Source organism: Dongia sp. (assembly GCF_041909655.1).
GTDB lineage: Bacteria > Pseudomonadota > Alphaproteobacteria > Dongiales > Dongiaceae > Dongia.
In genome coordinates this window covers 545316-561393 of sequence record NZ_JAYRDA010000003.1, presented here as the reverse complement: position 1 = coordinate 561393, position 16078 = coordinate 545316, and the positions used below count along the sequence as shown (strand labels likewise).

The window sequence follows — 16078 nt, the reverse complement described above, 5'->3', positions numbered from 1 at the left end:
ATTAAGCCCCTTTGACAACATCTCCCCCCGCCGCCTAGATGAACGCCCCTTTTCCCGAGCAGCCAAAAGAACCGCCATGTCCGCGCCCGCTTCCGATCATATCGACCGCGCCGCCCTCGCCAGCCTGCGCTTCCGCGAGGATGCGGCTTTCAAGGCGCGCACCCGGAAATCCCAGGCCTGGCTCGCGCGGGCCGGGAAGAGCATGCCGAATGGCGTGCCGATGGCCTGGATGGCGGGACTCTTCCGCCACAATTCCATCGTCGCCACCGGCGGCGCCGGCCCCCATTTCAACGATCTCGACGGCAACACCTATTGCGATTTCAATGTCTGCGATCTTGCGATGACCATGGGCTATGGCGCCAAGCCGATCGCCGAGGCCGTATCCCGCGCCGTCACCAGCGGCGCCCATTTTCTGCTGCCGGTCGAGGATGCCGTCTTCGTCACCGAGGAACTCGCCCGCCGGGTCGGTCTCCCCTGCTGGCAGTTCACCCTCTCGGCCTCCGCCGCCAATACCGAGGTAATGCGCATCGCCCGCTTCATCACCCGGCGCAACAAGATCCTGGTCTTTGACGGCCAGTATCACGGCCATATCGACGAATCCCTGGTGACGCCATCGGCCAGCGGCACGGTGCCGGTGCAGCTCGGCACCTCGGCGCGGATCGCGCAAGATTCGGTGATCGTGCCCTTCAACGATCTCGACGCCGCCGAGGCAGCGCTCAAAGCCAACGACATCGCCCTCGTCATCACCGAACCCGCCCTCACCAATTGCCTGCTGGTGGAACCGGCACCGGGCTATCTCGCGGGCCTCCGGGCGCTATCGCAAAAATACGGCGCGCTTCTCTGCCTCGACGAGGCGCATACCTTTCAATTCGCCTATGGCGGATTGGTGGGTACGGGCAAGCTCGCCTGCGATTTCGTGACGCTCGGCAAAGGCCTCGGCACCGGCATCTCGTTCGCGCTCTACGGCATGAGCCGCGACGTGGCCGATGTGATGGAAAAGCATCTCGACATCGATATCGGGCCCAAGGGCCTCGCCACCGGCGGCACCACCTATGGCAGCAATGTCGCCATCGCCGCCGCCCGCGCCGCCCTCGAACACGTCCTGACGCCGCAAGGCTATGATCGGATCACCGCCTTGGGCCAGCGCCTTGCCGATGGGCTCGAGGCCGCGTTCAAGCGCCACGGCCTCCCCTGGCGCGCCTTCCGCCACGGCCCGCGCTCAGGCTATTGCCTGGAACCGGAATTCCCCACGAACGCGGAAGCGGCGACCCGCTCGATCGACACCGATTTCATCGATGCCCGCCGCGTCTTTATGGCCAATCGCGGCTTCTGGGATGCCGTCGCCTCCGCCGGCCCGCAAGTCTCTTTCGCGCACCAGCCCGCCGATATCGACCTCTACGTGACGCAGGCTGATGGGTTCCTGGGTGAGGTTGTGCGCTAGGCGTTTCCGTTTTGACGGGATCGTGGCTGGATGGCTCACTTGTCATGGCCCGCTTCAGGCGGGCCATCCACGAGTCTATCGGCAAATGAAGAAAGCAACGCGCGGATGCCCCGGCCAAGCCGGGGCATGACAGCAAGTGGAAACGATTTTCTTCCGTCTACCCTAAGCCTCAATCCCCGGTGACGAGCCGCTCCACCAATTGCTTCACCGTGGGGACGAAGCCGTTCGAATAGAAGGGATCGTCGCGGAAGCGATAGGCGTTGTGGCCGGCGAACATCAGCTGGTCTTCAAATTTGTCGGAATGGCTGATCTCCTGCAGGGTCTTCTGGATGCAGAAGCTCCTGGGGTCCGCCTTGCGGCCGGTGGTGCCTTCCTCGTTCTGCGCCCAGTTCGAGAAGGCGCAAGACGAGAGGCAGCCCATGCAATCGATCTGGTCCTTGAGGATTTCGTTGGCCTTCTCGCGGGTGACGAAAATGAGCGTCGTGTCCGGCGTGCGCAGGGTTTCGGTGAAGCCCTGCTTCACCCATTCCTCGGCACGCAATTTGTCGGCGGCGGTCAGGAACACCTGGCGGCCGCGCGCACCCACGGCGAAAGGCCATTCATGCTCGCCCACCTTCTGCGCCGAATAGGCGACCTGGCGTTCCGAACGCGCGCGGAGTTCCTGGATGAAGTCGTTATTGACCGCCGATGAATAGAAGCCGGTCGGGCTGAAGCGGTTCAAGAAAACGTCGCCCTTTTTGAGGGTGACGAGGCGCTTCTTCCAGGCGTCCGAGATCGGGCTCTCCTGGGTGAGGAGCGGGCGCGTGCCGAATTGGAAGGCCACCGGACCCAGTTCCGGATTGCCCAGCCAGTCTTCCCATTCCTTCAGATTCCAGACGCCGCCCGCCATGATGATCGGCGTCTCGGCCAATCCGCATTCGTCGCGCATGGTATTCCTGAGCTCGCGCACGCGGTCATAAGGCGGCTGCGGCTTGGTCGGGTCCTCGACATTGGAAAGACCGTTATGGCCGCCGGCCAGCCACGGATCTTCGTAGACGACGCCGCCCAGGAGATCGTGGAATTTGTGATAGGCGCGTTTCCAGAGCGCGCGGAAGGCGCGGGCCGAAGAGACGATCGGATAATAATGGATGCCGTATTGCGCGCAGATTTCCGCGATCCGGTAGGGCATGCCTGCCCCGCAGGTGACACCGTGGATGAGGCCCTTGGCGCCTTCGAGGACACCGTGCAGCACGCGCTCGGCGCCGCCCATCTCCCACAGCACGTTCATGTGCAGGCGGCCATTGCCGCCCATGCAATCATGGGCGATGCGCGCCTGGGCGATGCCGCCCTTGATCGCGTAATCGAGCAATTCCTCATGGCGGTCGCGCCGGGTCTTGCCCTTATAGGTCTGCGGAATCGGCTTGCCGTTCTCGTCATAGGAATCGGCATTGACGCCGGAGAAGGTGCCGACACCGCCCGCCAGCGCCCAGGCGCCCGAGGACTGCCCGTTGGAGACCGAAATGCCCTTGCCGCCTTCGATCAGCGGCAATACCTCGGCACCTGAAATCAGCAGCGGCTTCAATGCCTTCACCCAAACCTCCCATAGCCTCCCGGAGAGCGCCCCGGGGCTTCCTATTTATATCGTTATTAGCCGATTGATTCCAAGATTCGACCGGGCGCATCGGTGAAGACGCCGTCCACACCCCATTGGATCAGAGTCTTCGCGCGCGCAGCATCGTTGACCGTATAGACCAGCAGGCCGAATCCCGCCGCCTTGATCTCGCGACACCAATCGGCATTGGCGTCGCGGTCCCAGATATTAACCGTTTCGACCGCAAGGCGCCGGGCGAGATCCGCCCAATCGGCGGGATGCGTCTCGAGAAGCAGCCCCCGCGGCAGATCGGGATGACGGTCCCGTGACACTTCGAGGCACGGAATTTCGAAACTGGAAATGAGTGGCCGCGGCCTTGAGGCGGGCCACAGCGCCTTGACCTCGTCAAGAACCAGGCGCACGGTTTCCTCGCCACGGCCGGGACAGGGCTTCAATTCGAGATTGAAGGCAAGATCGAGTTCCTGGAACAGTTCCAGGCACTGGCTGAGCAGCGGCAGCTTCTCGCCCACGAATTGCGGTCCCTTCCAGGCACCGGCATCGAGCGATTTCAGCTCGTCCCAGGTCTTGAGGCGCGCCGGGCCGCGCCCGTTGCTGGTGCGGTCGAGATCGTCGTCATGGAGGAGAAAGCAGCGATTGTCGGCCGAGAGCTTGGCGTCGAATTCGACCCACCCGGCGCCCTGGCGTTTGGCTTCGCGAAAGCTCGCCAATGTATTCTCGGGTGCCGCCTCGGCAGCACCGCGATGGCCAATCACCTTGGGAAGCTTCACCCTGGAAGGTTTGAGTGGCATCCGATGAGTCCGCCGGAGAAAGATCGGGGCGACAGCAAAGCCGCCGCCCCTCTATCCCGTCTTATTCCGCGCGTTCGGAATTGCGCTGGGCGCGGCGTTCGGCATCGGCCTTGGCCATCTCTTCCGAAAGGTCGGCGCCGGTCTGCTGATCGACGACGCGCATCGAGAGCTTCACCTTGCCGCGATCGTCCATGCCCAGCACCTTCACCTTCACGGCCTGGCCCACTTCGACCACGTCCGAGGTCTGCTTGACGCGCTGCGGCGCCAATTCGCTGATATGGACGAGGCCGTCGCGCGAACCCAGGAAGTTCACGAAGGCACCGAAATCCATGATCTTCACGACCTTGCCGTCATAGATGACGCCGGCTTCCGGCTCGGCGACGATGCCCTTGATCCAGTTGATCGCGGCTTCGCCGGCCTTGGAATCGACCGCGGCCACCTTGATGGTGCCGTCGTCTTCGATATCGACCTTGGCGCCGGTCACTTCGCAAATCTCGCGGATGACCTTGCCGCCGGTGCCGATCACTTCACGGATCTTTTCCTTCGGGATCTGGATCACCGTGATGCGCGGCGCGTTCTCGTTGACGCCCTCACGCGCCCCGGTCATGGCCTTGGCCATCTCGCCGAGGATGTGGAGACGGCCGCCCTTGGCCTGGTCGAGCGCGATCTTCATGATCTCGGCGGTGATCGAGGTGATCTTGATGTCCATCTGCAGGGCGGTGATGCCCTGGTCGGTGCCGGCCACCTTGAAATCCATGTCGCCGAGATGATCCTCGTCGCCGAGGATGTCGGAGAGGACCGCGAAGCCGTCCTTCTCCTTGATGAGGCCCATGGCGATGCCCGCCACCGGACGCGCCAGCGGCACGCCCGCGTCCATCATCGCCAGCGACGAGCCGCAGACCGTCGCCATCGACGACGAGCCGTTTGATTCGGTGATCTCCGAGACGATGCGGATGGTGTAGGGGAACTTGTCCTTGGCCGGGAGCAGCGGGTTGATCGCGCGCCAGGCCAGCTTGCCGTGGCCGATTTCGCGGCGGCCCGGCGAGCCCATGCGGCCGGCTTCGCCGGTCGAATAGGGCGGGAAGTTGTAATGCAGCATGAAGGCTTGGCGGTATTCGCCTTCCAGCGCGTCGATGATCTGCTCATCCGAACCGGTACCCAGGGTGGTGACGGCCAGCGCCTGGGTCTCGCCGCGGGTAAAGAGGGCCGAGCCATGGGCGCGCGGCAGCACGCCGACTTCGGCCACGATCGGACGCACGGTCTTGGTGTCACGGCCATCGATGCGCACACCCGTCTTCAGGATGTTGCCGCGGACGATGTCCTTCTCCAGATCCTTGAACAGCTTGCCGACCAGTTCGGCCTTCTTGTCGTCGGTGCCGATGGTCTTCTTGGCTTCGTCCTTCACCGCCGCGACCTTGTCGGTGCGGGCCTGCTTGGCGGTTTCCCGATAGGCTTCGGCGAGCTTGTCGGAGAACTGGGCCTTCAAGGCGTCGAACACTTCCGTTGCGGCGGCGTCGGGCGCCGTCAGCTCGCGCGGGTCCTTAGCGCATTGCTCGGCGAGATCGATGATCATGTTGATCACCGCCTGGAATTCCTTGAAGCCGTAATTGACGGCACCCAGCATGATTTCTTCCGAAAGCTCCTGGGCTTCGGATTCCACCATCAGCACGCCTTCATTGGTACCGGCGACCATCAGGTCGAGCTTCGATTCAGCAAGCTCGCTGCGCTTCGGGTTGATGACATATTCGCCGTTGATATAGCCGACGCGCGCGGCACCGATCGGGCCGAGGAACGGGATGCCCGAAATGGTGAGGGCGGCCGAGGCGCCGATCATGGCGACGACATCGGGATCGTTCTCGAGATCGTGGGAAAGCGTCGTGCAGACGACCTGCGTCTCGTTACGATATGAAGAATGGAACAGCGGGCGGATCGGACGGTCGATCAGGCGGCTGGTCAGCACTTCCTTTTCGGTCGGACGGCCTTCGCGCTTGAAGAAACCACCGGGGATCTTGCCGGCGGCGAAGGTCTTTTCCTGGTAATTGACGGTGAGCGGGAAGAAATCGATGCCCGGCTTCGGCGATTTGGCACCGACCGCGGTGCACAGCACCACGGTTTCGCCATAGGTCACCAGCACGGCGCCATCGGCCTGGCGCGCGATGCGGCCGGTTTCGAGGGTCAGCTTGCGGCCGCCCCACATGATTTCTTTTTTGAAGATATTGAACATGCTTTGGTCCTTTCAACGTCCCCGGGACCCACGGGCCTTGTATGCCATGGGGGAGACTGGTCATTCGACCTGTTGGTTTGCCGGACCCGCGAAAGCAACGCGATCCCCATCGATCATCAGGGTGGGCGTTGCTTGCGTCGGCCCGGCTCGTTTCAACTGGCGCGGTGGTCGATATTCCGCATCAGCCGCTTGGAATCCTGGAATTCTGCCCCGATCCGGGACGGTCTTCCAGATATGATAATCCCGCCCGCGGCATCTGCCGGGACGGGATTATCGAACTCGGTTAGCGACGCAGACCCAGCTTGGCCAGGATGTCCTGGTAGCGCTGGTTGCTGCTCTTCTTCAAATAGTCGAGCAGACGGCGGCGCTGGCCGACCATCACCAGAAGACCGCGACGGGAATGGAAATCCTTGTCGTGGCTCTGCAGATGCTCGGTCAAATTCTTGATGCGCTCGGTGAGGATCGCGATCTGCACTTCCGGCGAACCGGTGTCGTTGGCAGCCTGGGCGAATTCCTTGATGACTTCCTGCTTGCGTTCGGCAGTAATCGACATCGACCTTCTCCTTTGGTCCTAATGGTTGATGACGCGCACCGGGACGATTTCGCCTGCCTCGTAACGGGTGAGGGCAACGATTTTGCCGTCGGACATGGCGCAAACCATGCCGCCCGGGGTGAAACCCCGGATTCGATCGCGGTCTTGGCGGTGGAGTAATCCAACCGGTTGCCCGGACCGAAGGCGTATCGCCTCGGTGGCCGATAAGGCCAATGCCGGGATGTCGTCCAGCGCGGTCTCTATCGGCAACAAATGCTCAAAAGCGGCCGGACTATGCCCCAATGCCCCCGGAGCGTCCAGCGAAAATAAGCCCCGCAAGGCGTCCAGCGAAATTGCGTGTTTTTCCGTGAAACCCCCAACAGATAGGCGCCGGAGGGCGGAAACATGGCCGACCGACCCCAGATGTTGAGCGAGGTCCCGGGCAAGACTCCGCATATAGGCGCCTTTCCCGGACCGGACCTCGAAAACCGCCTCGTCGGCGCTGGGCCGGGCGGTGAGACGGAAATCCTCGACCCGGATGATTCGGGGGGCGAGCTCGACCTTTTCGCCGCCGCGGGCGAGGTCATAGGCCCGTTCGCCATCCACCTTGATCGCGGAAAAAGCCGGCGGCACCTGGGAAATATCGCCGATAAAGGCGGGGAGGGCTGCCCGAATCTGGTCGTCGCTGGGCCGCAGATCCGAGCGCTGGATCACCTCGCCCTCGGTATCGTCGGTCGATCGCTGTTCGCCGAACTTCAAGGTGAAGCGATAGGTCTTCACCCCGTCCATGACATAGGGCACGGTCTTGGTGGCCTCGCCGAGTGCAATCGGCAGCAAGCCATCGGCCAGCGGGTCCAGCGTGCCGCCATGACCGGCCTTCTGCGCGTTGAACAACTTCCGAACGATGGCCACGGCCTGGGTCGAGGTGACACCGACCGGCTTGTCGAGGATGAGCCACCCGTCGACCTTCTCGCCCTTCTTGCGCCGGCCCATTTTATTCGTCGTCTTTATCTTCGCGGGGCTTCGCGATATCGGCGCGCACGACCGGATCGTGCAGCAGGGCCTCGATGCGGTTCGCGGTCTCGAAGCTGTCGTCGATCTTGAAGCGCAATTGGGGCGAGACGCGCATCTCGACCATGCGCGCCATCTCGCCGCGGAAATAGCCAGCGGCGCGATTGAGCGCGCGGACCAGCGTCTCGGCCGCCTTCGGTTCCTGATTGATGCCGAAAGGCGTGATGAAGATGGTGGCGTTGCGCAAATCGGGACTGATCCGCACGCTGGTCACCGTCACCATCTTGCCGGCGAGATCCGGATCCGACAGCCGGTCCTCGGCCAGGATCGAGGTCAGCGCATGGCGCAATTCCTCGCCCACGCGCAATTGGCGCTGTCCGGCATGGGGTGTGATGGTTTTCTTGCGTGGCATTTAGGATCGATAGTTCACAGATATATTAAATCGTCATGGTCGGCGAAGGCCGACCATTCACGAGTTTCATCAAAACTGACGAAAGAAACTCGTGGATCCTCCGCCTTCGCGGAGGATGACGACATTTAGAAAAGGAAAAAACCCGGCGAGTTGCCCCGCCCTCTTTACGCCAGAGCCCGGGCGACTTCTTCCATCTCGAAGCATTCGATGACGTCGCCCTTCTCGATATTGTCGTAATTCTCGAAGGCCATGCCGCATTCGAAGCCTTCCTTGACCTCGCGCACTTCGTCCTTGAAGCGGCGCAGGGTCTTCAACGTACCTTCGTGGATGACGACGTTGTCGCGCAGCAGGCGGACCTTGCCGCCGCGCTTCATCAAACCTTCGGTCACCATGCAGCCGGCGACCTTGCCGGTCTTGGTGATGTTGAAGATCTCGCGGATCTCGGCATTGCCCAGGAACTTCTCGCGCAGGGTCGGCGCCAGCATGCCCGACATCGCCGCTTTGATATCGTCGACCACGTTGTAGATGATCGAGTAGTAGCGGATGTCGACCCGGTCGCGCCGCGCCATGTCGCGCGCCTGCGGATTGGCACGCACGTTGAAGCCGATAATCATGCCGCCCGACGCCCGGGCCAGGGTGATATCGCTTTCGTTGATGCCGCCCACGGCCGCGTGAAGGATGCGCGCCTTGACTTCCTCGGTACCCAATTGGTTGAGGCTGGAAACGATCGCCTCGACCGAGCCCTGCACGTCGGCCTTGACGACCACGGGCACTTCCTTGGCTTCGCCGGTCTGGATCTTCGAGAACATCTGCTCGAGGGTCGACCGGGCGCCCGCCGCCGCCTGCTGTTCGCGCTGGCGGTGGAGACGGAATTCGGTGATCTCGCGGGCACGGGCCTCGCTATCCACCACCACGAAGACGTCGCCGGCCTGCGGCGTGCCCTGAAGACCCAGCACCTCGACCGGCGAGGCGGGACCGGCACTTTCGATGGCGCGGCCGCGATCGTCCTGGAGGGCGCGGACGCGACCCCATTCGGCGCCGGCCACGAAGATGTCGCCAACCTTCAGCGTACCCTTCTGCACCAGGAGCGTTGCCACTGAACCGCGGCCACGTTCGACCTTGGCTTCGATGACGGCACCCACCGCGGCGCGGTCGGGATTGGCCTTCAGATCGAGGATTTCGGCCTGCAGCAGCAGGGCTTCCTCGAGCTTGTCGAGATTCATCTTGGTCTTGGCGGACACCTCGACGGTCAGCACGTCGCCGCCCATCTCTTCGGTCACCAATTCGTGGTTCAGCAATTCCTGACGCACGCGATTGGCGTTGGCATCGGGCTTGTCCATCTTGTTGATGGCAACCAGGATCGGCACCTTCGCCGCCTTGGCGTGATGGATGGCCTCGACCGTCTGCGGCATGATGCCGTCATCGCCGGCCACGACCAGGACGACGATATCGGTGACATTGGCACCGCGCGCGCGCATTTCGGTAAAGGCGGCGTGGCCCGGCGTATCGATGAAGGTGATCTTCTTGCCCGTGGGCAGGGTCACCTGATAGGCGCCGATATGCTGGGTGATGCCGCCCGCTTCATGAGCCGCCACGTCGGTCTGGCGCAAGGCATCCAGCAGCGAGGTCTTGCCGTGATCGACATGGCCCATGATGGTGACGACCGGCGGTCGCGGCATCAGGCTGGTCTCGATATCCGTCTCGCCCTCGAGGCCGACTTCGACATCGGCGGCCGAGACACGGCGCACGGTATGGCCGAATTCGCCGATGATGAGCTCCGCGGTATCGGCGTCGATGGTCTGGTTGATGGTCGCCATGACGCCCATCTTCATCAGCGACTTGATCACGTCGGCGCCGCGTTCGGCCATGCGGTTGGCGAGTTCCTGAACGGTGATCGCCTCGGGGAGGGTAACTTCGCGGAGCACTTTGGCCTGATTCTGCCCGCTCATCATGTGAGCGCGGCGTTCTTTTTCGGTACGGCGGCGGAAGGCCGCCAGCGAGCGCTGGCGTTCACCGGCTTCGGAATCGAGCGCCTGGGTCACCGACAGCTTGCCGCGGCGGCGCTGGTCGTCCTTGGCCCGGACCGGCGTCTTGACGGCGGGCGGGCGGTGGCCGGTGGTGCTGACGCGGCGGCGGGCGCTCTCGTCTTCCTCGGCGCCCTGCTTGGCGATCGCTTTGGCCAGATGCATGCGGCCGGTATGCGGCACGGCGGCCGCTGCCTCGGCATCGGCCGGTGTCGGCGCGGGTGCGGGGGCTGCGGCGACGGGCGCCGTTTCCTCGGTCTCGCGTGATTTGCGCGCGGCGTCTTCGGCGGCCTTGCGCTCTTCTTCCTCGCGGCGGCGGCGATCCAGTTCGGCGCGCTCGCGTTCGCTGCGTTCCTGCGAGCGGCGGGCCTCTTCGGCCTCGGTCAGCTTGCGGGCTTCCTCATCCTTCTTGGCGAGCTCCAGCGCCTTCAAACGCGCCTGACGCTCGTTATTGGTGAGGTTGTGGTGCCGGTCGTCGACTTCCGGCGCGGCCACGGTGACGCTGGCCTGGGGCGCTGGTGCCGGCTGCGGCTTTGCGACCTCCGGCTCGGGCGCCACTTCGGCCATCTTGCCGCCGACGCCCGTGGTGTAGGTGCGCTTCTTCTTGACCTCGACGGCAACCGTCTTCGTGCGGCCGTGCGGGAAGCTCTGCCGCACCTGGCCGCCATCCACCGTCTTCTTCAGCTCCAGCTTGCCGGGCGAGGACAGTTTCAGCGGTTTGCGGGTCGGCGTATCGGTATCACTAGACATGCTTCGCGTATTTCCGTTCGTTCGACGTCGTTACAGTCAGGTTTGGTTACATAGTCATATCAGTTCACTGGCGTCTCAATTCACTGGCTGGCACCGGTCGCCCCCGCCGGCTGGAAGCCGGCGTAGCGACGCAGGGTGAGTGCCAATCGATCGGCCATGCCGCCCGGTTTGACCGCCAGATGGACGGCGGTGAAGCGCCCGATCGCGGGCGCCAGCGCCTCGGCCGGCAGCGGCGCCCATATCTCTACCCCAGAACCGGCCAGTACTCCAGAACGAGCGAGGCGCGCCAGCTTGCCCCGGCCATCCTCGGCGCCGTCGCTGGCTTCGATCAAGAGGGCGACCTTGCCCTGGCGCAGGGCGGCATCCACTTTCTCGAACCCGGCCACCAGATGGCCCGATTTCTTGGCCAGGCCCAATTGGTCCAGCAATTGCCGCTCCAGAAGGGCCGCGACCCGCTCGACCAGATCGGGGGCGGCTTTCGCCTTCCCCTTGCTGACCTTGGCGAAAACCTGCCGTTTCAGGCCCTCGGCCAGAGTGGCGGCATCGGCCTTCACCCAATAGCCACGCCCCGGCAGATCGCCTTTGAGATCCGGCACGATGCGCCCCTCGGGGTCCGCCACGAAGCGGATCATCGCCGCCTTCTCATGGGCTTCCCGTGTGACGATGCAGGTCCGCAGCGGTCCGGTTTCCACCGGCACCTCCCCGTCCTCGACCGTATCGGCCGTTTCCATCGTCATCGCCAGGCTGTCCAAAACAGACTTTTTCCTTACTTCTCTTCCTCGAACCAATGCGCGCGCGCCGCCATGATGATGGCGTTGGCGTCATCGGCCGAGAGATCGAAATCCTTCAGGATGCCGTCATTGTCGTCGACCAGTTCGTCGGCGGCGAGATCGGCGAGATCATCGAGGGTTTTCACCCCCTTCTCGCCCAAGGCCGCCAGCATCGCCGGCGTCAGCTTCTCGATGGCTGCCACCTCGTCGGTCACACCCAATTCCTTGCGGCGCTCCGTGGCGCGCTCGGATTCCGCTTCCAGCCAATTGGCGGCGCGGGCCTTGAGTTCAGCCGCGACGTCGGCGTCGAAGCCTTCGATCTCGGCGAGATCGTCGACCGGCACATAGGCCACTTCCTCGACCGAGGCGAAACCCTCGGTCACCAGCAGATGGGCGATGACGTCGTCGACGTCGAGGGCGTCCATGAACATCTGCGAGCGCGAGTTGAATTCTTCCTGCCGGCGCTCGGATTCCTGCGCGTCGGTGAGGATATCGATGTCGCGCTGGGTCAGTTGCGAAGCCAGACGCACATTCTGGCCGCGGCGGCCGATCGCCAGTGACAATTGGTCATCGGGGACCACGACTTCAATACGTCCGGCGTCGTCGTCGATGACAACCTTGGAGACTTCGGCCGGGGCCAGCGAATTGACCACGAAGGTGGCGATGTCCTGGCTCCAGGGAATGATGTCGATCTTCTCGCCCTGCAATTCCTGGACGACCGCCTGGACGCGGCTGCCGCGCATGCCGACGCAGGCGCCGACAGGGTCGATGCCGCTGTCATTCGACATGACCGCGATCTTGGCGCGGCTGCCGGGGTCGCGGGCGACCGCCTTGATTTCGATGATGCCGTCATAGACTTCCGGCACTTCCTGGGCAAACAGCTTCGCCATGAAATCGGGATGGGTGCGGCTGAGGAAAATCTGCGGGCCCCGCTGTTCCTCGCGCACGTCGAAGATGATGGCGCGGACACGGTCGCCGGTGCGGAAGGTTTCGCGCGGCAGCAATTCGTCGCGGCGCAGCATCGCTTCGCCGCGGCCGAGATCCACCGTGATATTGCCGAACTCGACGCGCTTCACCAGGCCGTTGACGATTTCGCCCTTCCGGTCCCTGAACTCGTCGAACTGGCGCTTGCGCTCTGATTCGCGCACTTTCTGCACGATCACCTGCTTCGCGGTTTGCGCGGCGATGCGGCCGAAATCGATCGGCGGCAATTCGTCGACCAGCAGATCACCGGCCTTGGCGTCGGGCTTCTTGCGCTGCGCCACCTTCACCGGGATCTGGGTGTATTCGTTCTCGACATTGTCGACCACTTCCTGCACGCGAATGAGCTTGATCTCGCCGGTCTTGCGGTCGATCTGCGCGCGGATGTCGTGTTCGTGGCCGTATTTGGAGCGGCCGGCCTTCTGGATGGCCTGCTCCATGGCGACGAGCACGTCGTCGCGGTCGATGCTCTTCTCGCGGGCGACGGCGTCGGCCACCTGCAGAAGCTCCATACGGGGAATGGCGATCGTTTCCATGTTGTCCTCGGTTGGCGTCAGTTCATCTCGGCCGCGGCTTCTTGTGCCTGATGAGCTGCAATCAGCGCATCGGTCAGCACCAGCTTGGCCTTGGCAATCTTGTTGAGCGGCAGGGCGACTTCCTCGCCCTCGGCCACCAGTTTTACCGTCTCGTCCGTGACACCTTTGAGGGTGCCCTTGAAGCGCTTGCGGCCGTCGATCGGTTCATGCGTCTCGATCTTGGCCTCGTGGCCGGCATAGCGGTCGTAATCCTTCGGGCGCGTCAGCGGCCGGTCGATGCCGGGCGACGAGACCTCCAGGGAATAGGCGCCCGAGATCGGGTCCTCGACATCGAGAATGGCCGAGATGGCGCGCGAGACGCGGGCGCAATCCTCGACCGACATGACCCGCCCGTCCTTGGGCTCGGCCATGATCTGCAGGACTTTCCGGACCGACCCGGCGAGACTCACGCGCACAACTTCATAGCCCAGCGCCTCGATGCTGGGGCCAATCATCTGCTCGATCTGCTCGGTCAACGACATGCGGCCGGATTATTCCCGTTAGGCAATTGAAATCGCGTGATTTTCCAGGGGCATGCCGAAACCCAGCTTTTAAGCCGAAGAAAGATGGGCAATAAAAAAGGCGGGCCAACCGGGCCCACCCTTTTAGCTGGATCTCAGTGGATCCTGGGATTTGGCCGGACTATAGGGATTTCAAGCCCGGATGCAAGTGGATTTGCGGGGCTTGGCCTTGACTCCAGGATCTCATCGTACAATCTAGTTGTACAGTTTAATTATCCGCCGGCTGGGAGTGAATCATGGCACGCGAACGGATCTGGCAGGCAAGCGAGGCGCGCGCCCATTTCGCCGAGGTTGTTGAAGATGCCCTCACTGGCGCGCCCCAGGTCATCCGCAAACGGAACGGCGAGGAAGTGGTTCTGCTTTCGCGCGCGTCCTTCGAGCTCATGAAGCCGAACTTGAAAGATTATCTGCTGCGCAGCGCCGGCGCAGCAGGGGAAGATGACGATTCCTCACTCGAGGCGGCACTTGGCCAGGTCCGGCGTAGCGGCGGGCCGGGGCTACTACCGCGCACAAGCTCTGACGCCGAGTGATTCTTGTTTCTGCTCGATACCGACATCGTCAGCAATACCCGCAAAGCCAAACCACATCCGAAGCTTCTCGGCTGGCTGGGTACGGTACCGCCGGATACCCTCGCGATTTCGGCGATGACCGTCTTCGAGCTCGAGGCGGGGATCAGCCAGCTGCGCGCCGGCGGCAATGCCGCCAAGGCCGAGGAAATCTCGCTCTGGCTTGATGGTCTCATTGCCTCGGGCAGCCTGCCGGTGCTGCCGATCGATCATCAGGTGGCTCGGCTTTACGGTCGCATGTTCGCAACGCCCGGGTTGAAGAATTTTCTCTGGAGCGCGCCGGAGAGCAAGCAGCCCAAGAGCGGCGGCGATCTCATCCTCTCGGCCACCGCCATCGTTCATGGCGCCGTCATCGCCACCAACAACGCCCGTGACTTCCTGGCCATTCACTTGCATTTCCCGCTACCCGGGATCTATCTGCCGTTCTCGGATGAATGGCTGATCGGCGGACCACCGACGACCTGACACGTCACGCCAGCTTCAACCTCACCTCCGCGCAGAGGCCGCCTTCCGCGCGGTTCGTCAGGGTGAGGGCGCCGTCATAGGCGTCCAGCAATTCGCGGGCGATGGCGAGGCCGATCCCGGTACCCTGGATTTGTTCGTCGAGCCGCAGGCCGCGCTTGCCAAGGGCTACCAAGGAATCGGGCGGCACGCCGGGGCCGTCATCCAGGATGCGCACCAGCACCATCTTGCCATTGCGGACAATCTCGATCGCCACGCGGGCATTGGCCCAGGTGACCGCGTTGTCGATGAGGTTGCCCAGCAATTCGGTGAGGTCATGGGCATCGATCGCGACCATGACGGGCGCCAGCTCGGCTACGTCCCAGGTCAATGTCTCGCCCTTGGGCGAGCGCTTCAGCGCCTCGACGAGGCCAGTGATGGCACGGCTGAGGTCGGCCTCGCCCACCTGCCGCCTGGTATGGGCGGCGACGCGCACGCGGGCCAATTCATGATCGACATGGCGCCGCATGCGCTGGGCGAGATCCTCGATCTCCTGCGCGATCTCGCTCTGCCCCAGTTTCCGCAGCTTGTGCGCGTCGTTGGCCAGCACGGTGAGCGGTGTCTTCAAACCATGGGCGAGATCGCCGGCTTGCGCGCGGGCACGCGCGACATGGGCCTCCTGCGCACTCAGCAATTCATTGACCTCGGCCACCAGCGGCTGGATCTCGTCCGGCATGTCGGCATCGAGTCTTTTCGCGGCGCCCGCACGCACCGCCTTCACCGCCTGGCGCATGGCTTCGAGCGGCTTCAGGCCGATATTGACCTGGGTCCAGAAGGCGGCGGTGAGGACGAGCGCCAGAATGGCCAGGCCCGGCACGATATCGGCGATGAAATCGCCGCGCGCCTCTTCGAGCTCCTTGAGGTCGATGGCAACGACGACGCGCAGGGATTGCGTGGCCCCGTCCCGGTTGAAGGTGAGGCGCCGCTCATAGGCCCGCAACTCGCTGTTGTCCGGCCCGTTGAGGATGTAGACGCGGGCCTCGCCGGCGGCGGCTTCCGGCGGCAGGACCAGGACCGTGTCCCACAGCGAACGCGCGCGTTGCGGCAGATCGCGCCCGTTCTCGATCTGCCAATAGAGCCCACCATAGGGCCGCTCGAAACGCGGATCGGCGAGAGGTGCTGAAAGACGCGGCCGGCCCTCGGCATCGAATTCCAGTGCCGCCGCGATCTGGTTGAGATGGGTATGGAGCTCGGCATCGATCCGGCGCGCCACATGCCGGTCGAACAGCAGGATAAGACCGACCGCCGCCACGATCAGCGCCAGGCTGATCGACATCGCCGCCGCCAGCAGCAGCCGCAAGCGCAGGGAACGGCGGGTCATTCTTCACTCCTCCCCCCTTCAGGGGGGAGGTCGGGAGGGGGGCATGGGTTCGCACAACCATCGCTTTCGT

General features: G+C 63.6%; 14 protein-coding genes. 3 read left to right on the top strand and 11 right to left on the bottom strand.

All coding sequences use genetic code 11. The features are described 5' to 3' along the window. Positions 1 to 76: 76 nt before the first annotated feature. Entirely contained in the window at positions 77 to 1441 is a 1365-nt protein-coding gene (locus tag ACE3PR_RS08930; protein ID WP_374370753.1) for an aminotransferase class III-fold pyridoxal phosphate-dependent enzyme, read from the top strand. 169 nt (positions 1442 to 1610) lie between these two features. On the opposite strand, the gene ACE3PR_RS08925 is transcribed toward ACE3PR_RS08930, so the two are convergent. The 10 genes from ACE3PR_RS08925 to rimP all read right to left on the bottom strand — a co-directional run bounded on the left by ACE3PR_RS08925 (position 1611) and on the right by rimP (position 13581). Next, entirely contained in the window at positions 1611 to 3011 is a 1401-nt protein-coding gene (locus ACE3PR_RS08925; RefSeq protein WP_374370751.1) for an NAD(P)H-dependent flavin oxidoreductase, read from the bottom strand. A 56-nt stretch (positions 3012 to 3067) separates the two neighbouring features. Further along, positions 3068 to 3820: a glycerophosphodiester phosphodiesterase gene (gene ugpQ, locus ACE3PR_RS08920; RefSeq protein WP_374370749.1), complete on the bottom strand. Its 753-nt coding sequence runs from the start codon at positions 3818 to 3820 to the stop codon at positions 3068 to 3070. A 61-nt stretch (positions 3821 to 3881) separates the two neighbouring features. Next, on the bottom strand, positions 3882 to 6044 hold the full coding sequence (gene pnp, locus ACE3PR_RS08915) for a polyribonucleotide nucleotidyltransferase (RefSeq protein WP_374370747.1): 2163 nt from the start codon (positions 6042 to 6044) through the stop codon (positions 3882 to 3884). A gap of 283 nt (positions 6045 to 6327) precedes the next feature. After that, entirely contained in the window at positions 6328 to 6597 is a 270-nt protein-coding gene (rpsO, locus tag ACE3PR_RS08910; RefSeq protein WP_374370745.1) for a 30S ribosomal protein S15, read from the bottom strand. 18 nt (positions 6598 to 6615) lie between these two features. Then, positions 6616 to 7569, bottom strand: a complete 954-nt coding sequence (gene truB / locus ACE3PR_RS08905) for a tRNA pseudouridine(55) synthase TruB (protein ID WP_374370743.1) — start codon at positions 7567 to 7569, stop codon at positions 6616 to 6618. A gap of 1 nt (position 7570) precedes the next feature. Then, positions 7571 to 7999 (bottom strand): 30S ribosome-binding factor RbfA, encoded by a 429-nt coding sequence (gene rbfA, locus ACE3PR_RS08900; RefSeq protein ID WP_374370741.1) that lies wholly within the window; start codon positions 7997 to 7999, stop codon positions 7571 to 7573. A 164-nt stretch (positions 8000 to 8163) separates the two neighbouring features. After that, positions 8164 to 10773, bottom strand: coding sequence for a translation initiation factor IF-2 (infB, locus tag ACE3PR_RS08895; RefSeq protein ID WP_374370739.1), 2610 nt, complete (start codon positions 10771 to 10773; stop codon positions 8164 to 8166). A gap of 80 nt (positions 10774 to 10853) precedes the next feature. After that, a complete protein-coding gene (locus ACE3PR_RS08890; protein ID WP_374370737.1) occupies positions 10854 to 11510 on the bottom strand; it encodes an RNA-binding protein in 657 nt (218 codons plus the stop codon). 29 nt (positions 11511 to 11539) lie between these two features. After that, positions 11540 to 13060, bottom strand: coding sequence for a transcription termination factor NusA (gene nusA / locus ACE3PR_RS08885; RefSeq protein ID WP_374370735.1), 1521 nt, complete (start codon positions 13058 to 13060; stop codon positions 11540 to 11542). A gap of 17 nt (positions 13061 to 13077) precedes the next feature. Next, positions 13078 to 13581 (bottom strand): ribosome maturation factor RimP, encoded by a 504-nt coding sequence (rimP, locus tag ACE3PR_RS08880; protein ID WP_374370733.1) that lies wholly within the window; start codon positions 13579 to 13581, stop codon positions 13078 to 13080. A 275-nt stretch (positions 13582 to 13856) separates the two neighbouring features. On the opposite strand from rimP, the gene ACE3PR_RS08875 reads away from it, so the two are divergent. Together ACE3PR_RS08875 and ACE3PR_RS08870 are read left to right on the top strand one after the other, a co-directional pair. Beyond that, a complete protein-coding gene (locus ACE3PR_RS08875; RefSeq protein ID WP_374370731.1) occupies positions 13857 to 14150 on the top strand; it encodes a type II toxin-antitoxin system Phd/YefM family antitoxin in 294 nt (97 codons plus the stop codon). A gap of 3 nt (positions 14151 to 14153) precedes the next feature. Then, entirely contained in the window at positions 14154 to 14651 is a 498-nt protein-coding gene (locus tag ACE3PR_RS08870) for a PIN domain-containing protein (RefSeq protein WP_374370729.1), read from the top strand. 4 nt (positions 14652 to 14655) lie between these two features. Here ACE3PR_RS08870 and ACE3PR_RS08865 read toward each other — a convergent pair whose 3' ends face one another. Then, on the bottom strand, positions 14656 to 16008 hold the full coding sequence (locus tag ACE3PR_RS08865; protein ID WP_374370727.1) for a sensor histidine kinase: 1353 nt from the start codon (positions 16006 to 16008) through the stop codon (positions 14656 to 14658). Positions 16009 to 16078: the final 70 nt, after the last annotated feature.

Bases quoted from the DNA above. Each gene is read 5' to 3' on its own strand.
- ACE3PR_RS08930 (WP_374370753.1), top strand. From the start codon at position 77: ATGTCCGCGCCCGCTTCCGATCATATCGACCGCGCCGCCCTCGCCAGC.
- ugpQ (WP_374370749.1), bottom strand. From the start codon at position 3,820: ATGCCACTCAAACCTTCCAGGGTGAAGCTTCCCAAGGTGATTGGCCAT.
- pnp (WP_374370747.1), bottom strand. From the start codon at position 6,044: ATGTTCAATATCTTCAAAAAAGAAATCATGTGGGGCGGCCGCAAGCTG.
- rpsO (WP_374370745.1), bottom strand. From the start codon at position 6,597: ATGTCGATTACTGCCGAACGCAAGCAGGAAGTCATCAAGGAATTCGCC.
- truB (WP_374370743.1), bottom strand. From the start codon at position 7,569: ATGGGCCGGCGCAAGAAGGGCGAGAAGGTCGACGGGTGGCTCATCCTC.
- rbfA (WP_374370741.1), bottom strand. From the start codon at position 7,999: ATGCCACGCAAGAAAACCATCACACCCCATGCCGGACAGCGCCAATTG.
- infB (WP_374370739.1), bottom strand. From the start codon at position 10,773: ATGTCTAGTGATACCGATACGCCGACCCGCAAACCGCTGAAACTGTCC.
- ACE3PR_RS08890 (WP_374370737.1), bottom strand. From the start codon at position 11,510: ATGACGATGGAAACGGCCGATACGGTCGAGGACGGGGAGGTGCCGGTG.
- nusA (WP_374370735.1), bottom strand. From the start codon at position 13,060: ATGGAAACGATCGCCATTCCCCGTATGGAGCTTCTGCAGGTGGCCGAC.
- rimP (WP_374370733.1), bottom strand. From the start codon at position 13,581: ATGTCGTTGACCGAGCAGATCGAGCAGATGATTGGCCCCAGCATCGAG.
- ACE3PR_RS08875 (WP_374370731.1), top strand. From the start codon at position 13,857: ATGGCACGCGAACGGATCTGGCAGGCAAGCGAGGCGCGCGCCCATTTC.
- ACE3PR_RS08865 (WP_374370727.1), bottom strand. From the start codon at position 16,008: ATGACCCGCCGTTCCCTGCGCTTGCGGCTGCTGCTGGCGGCGGCGATG.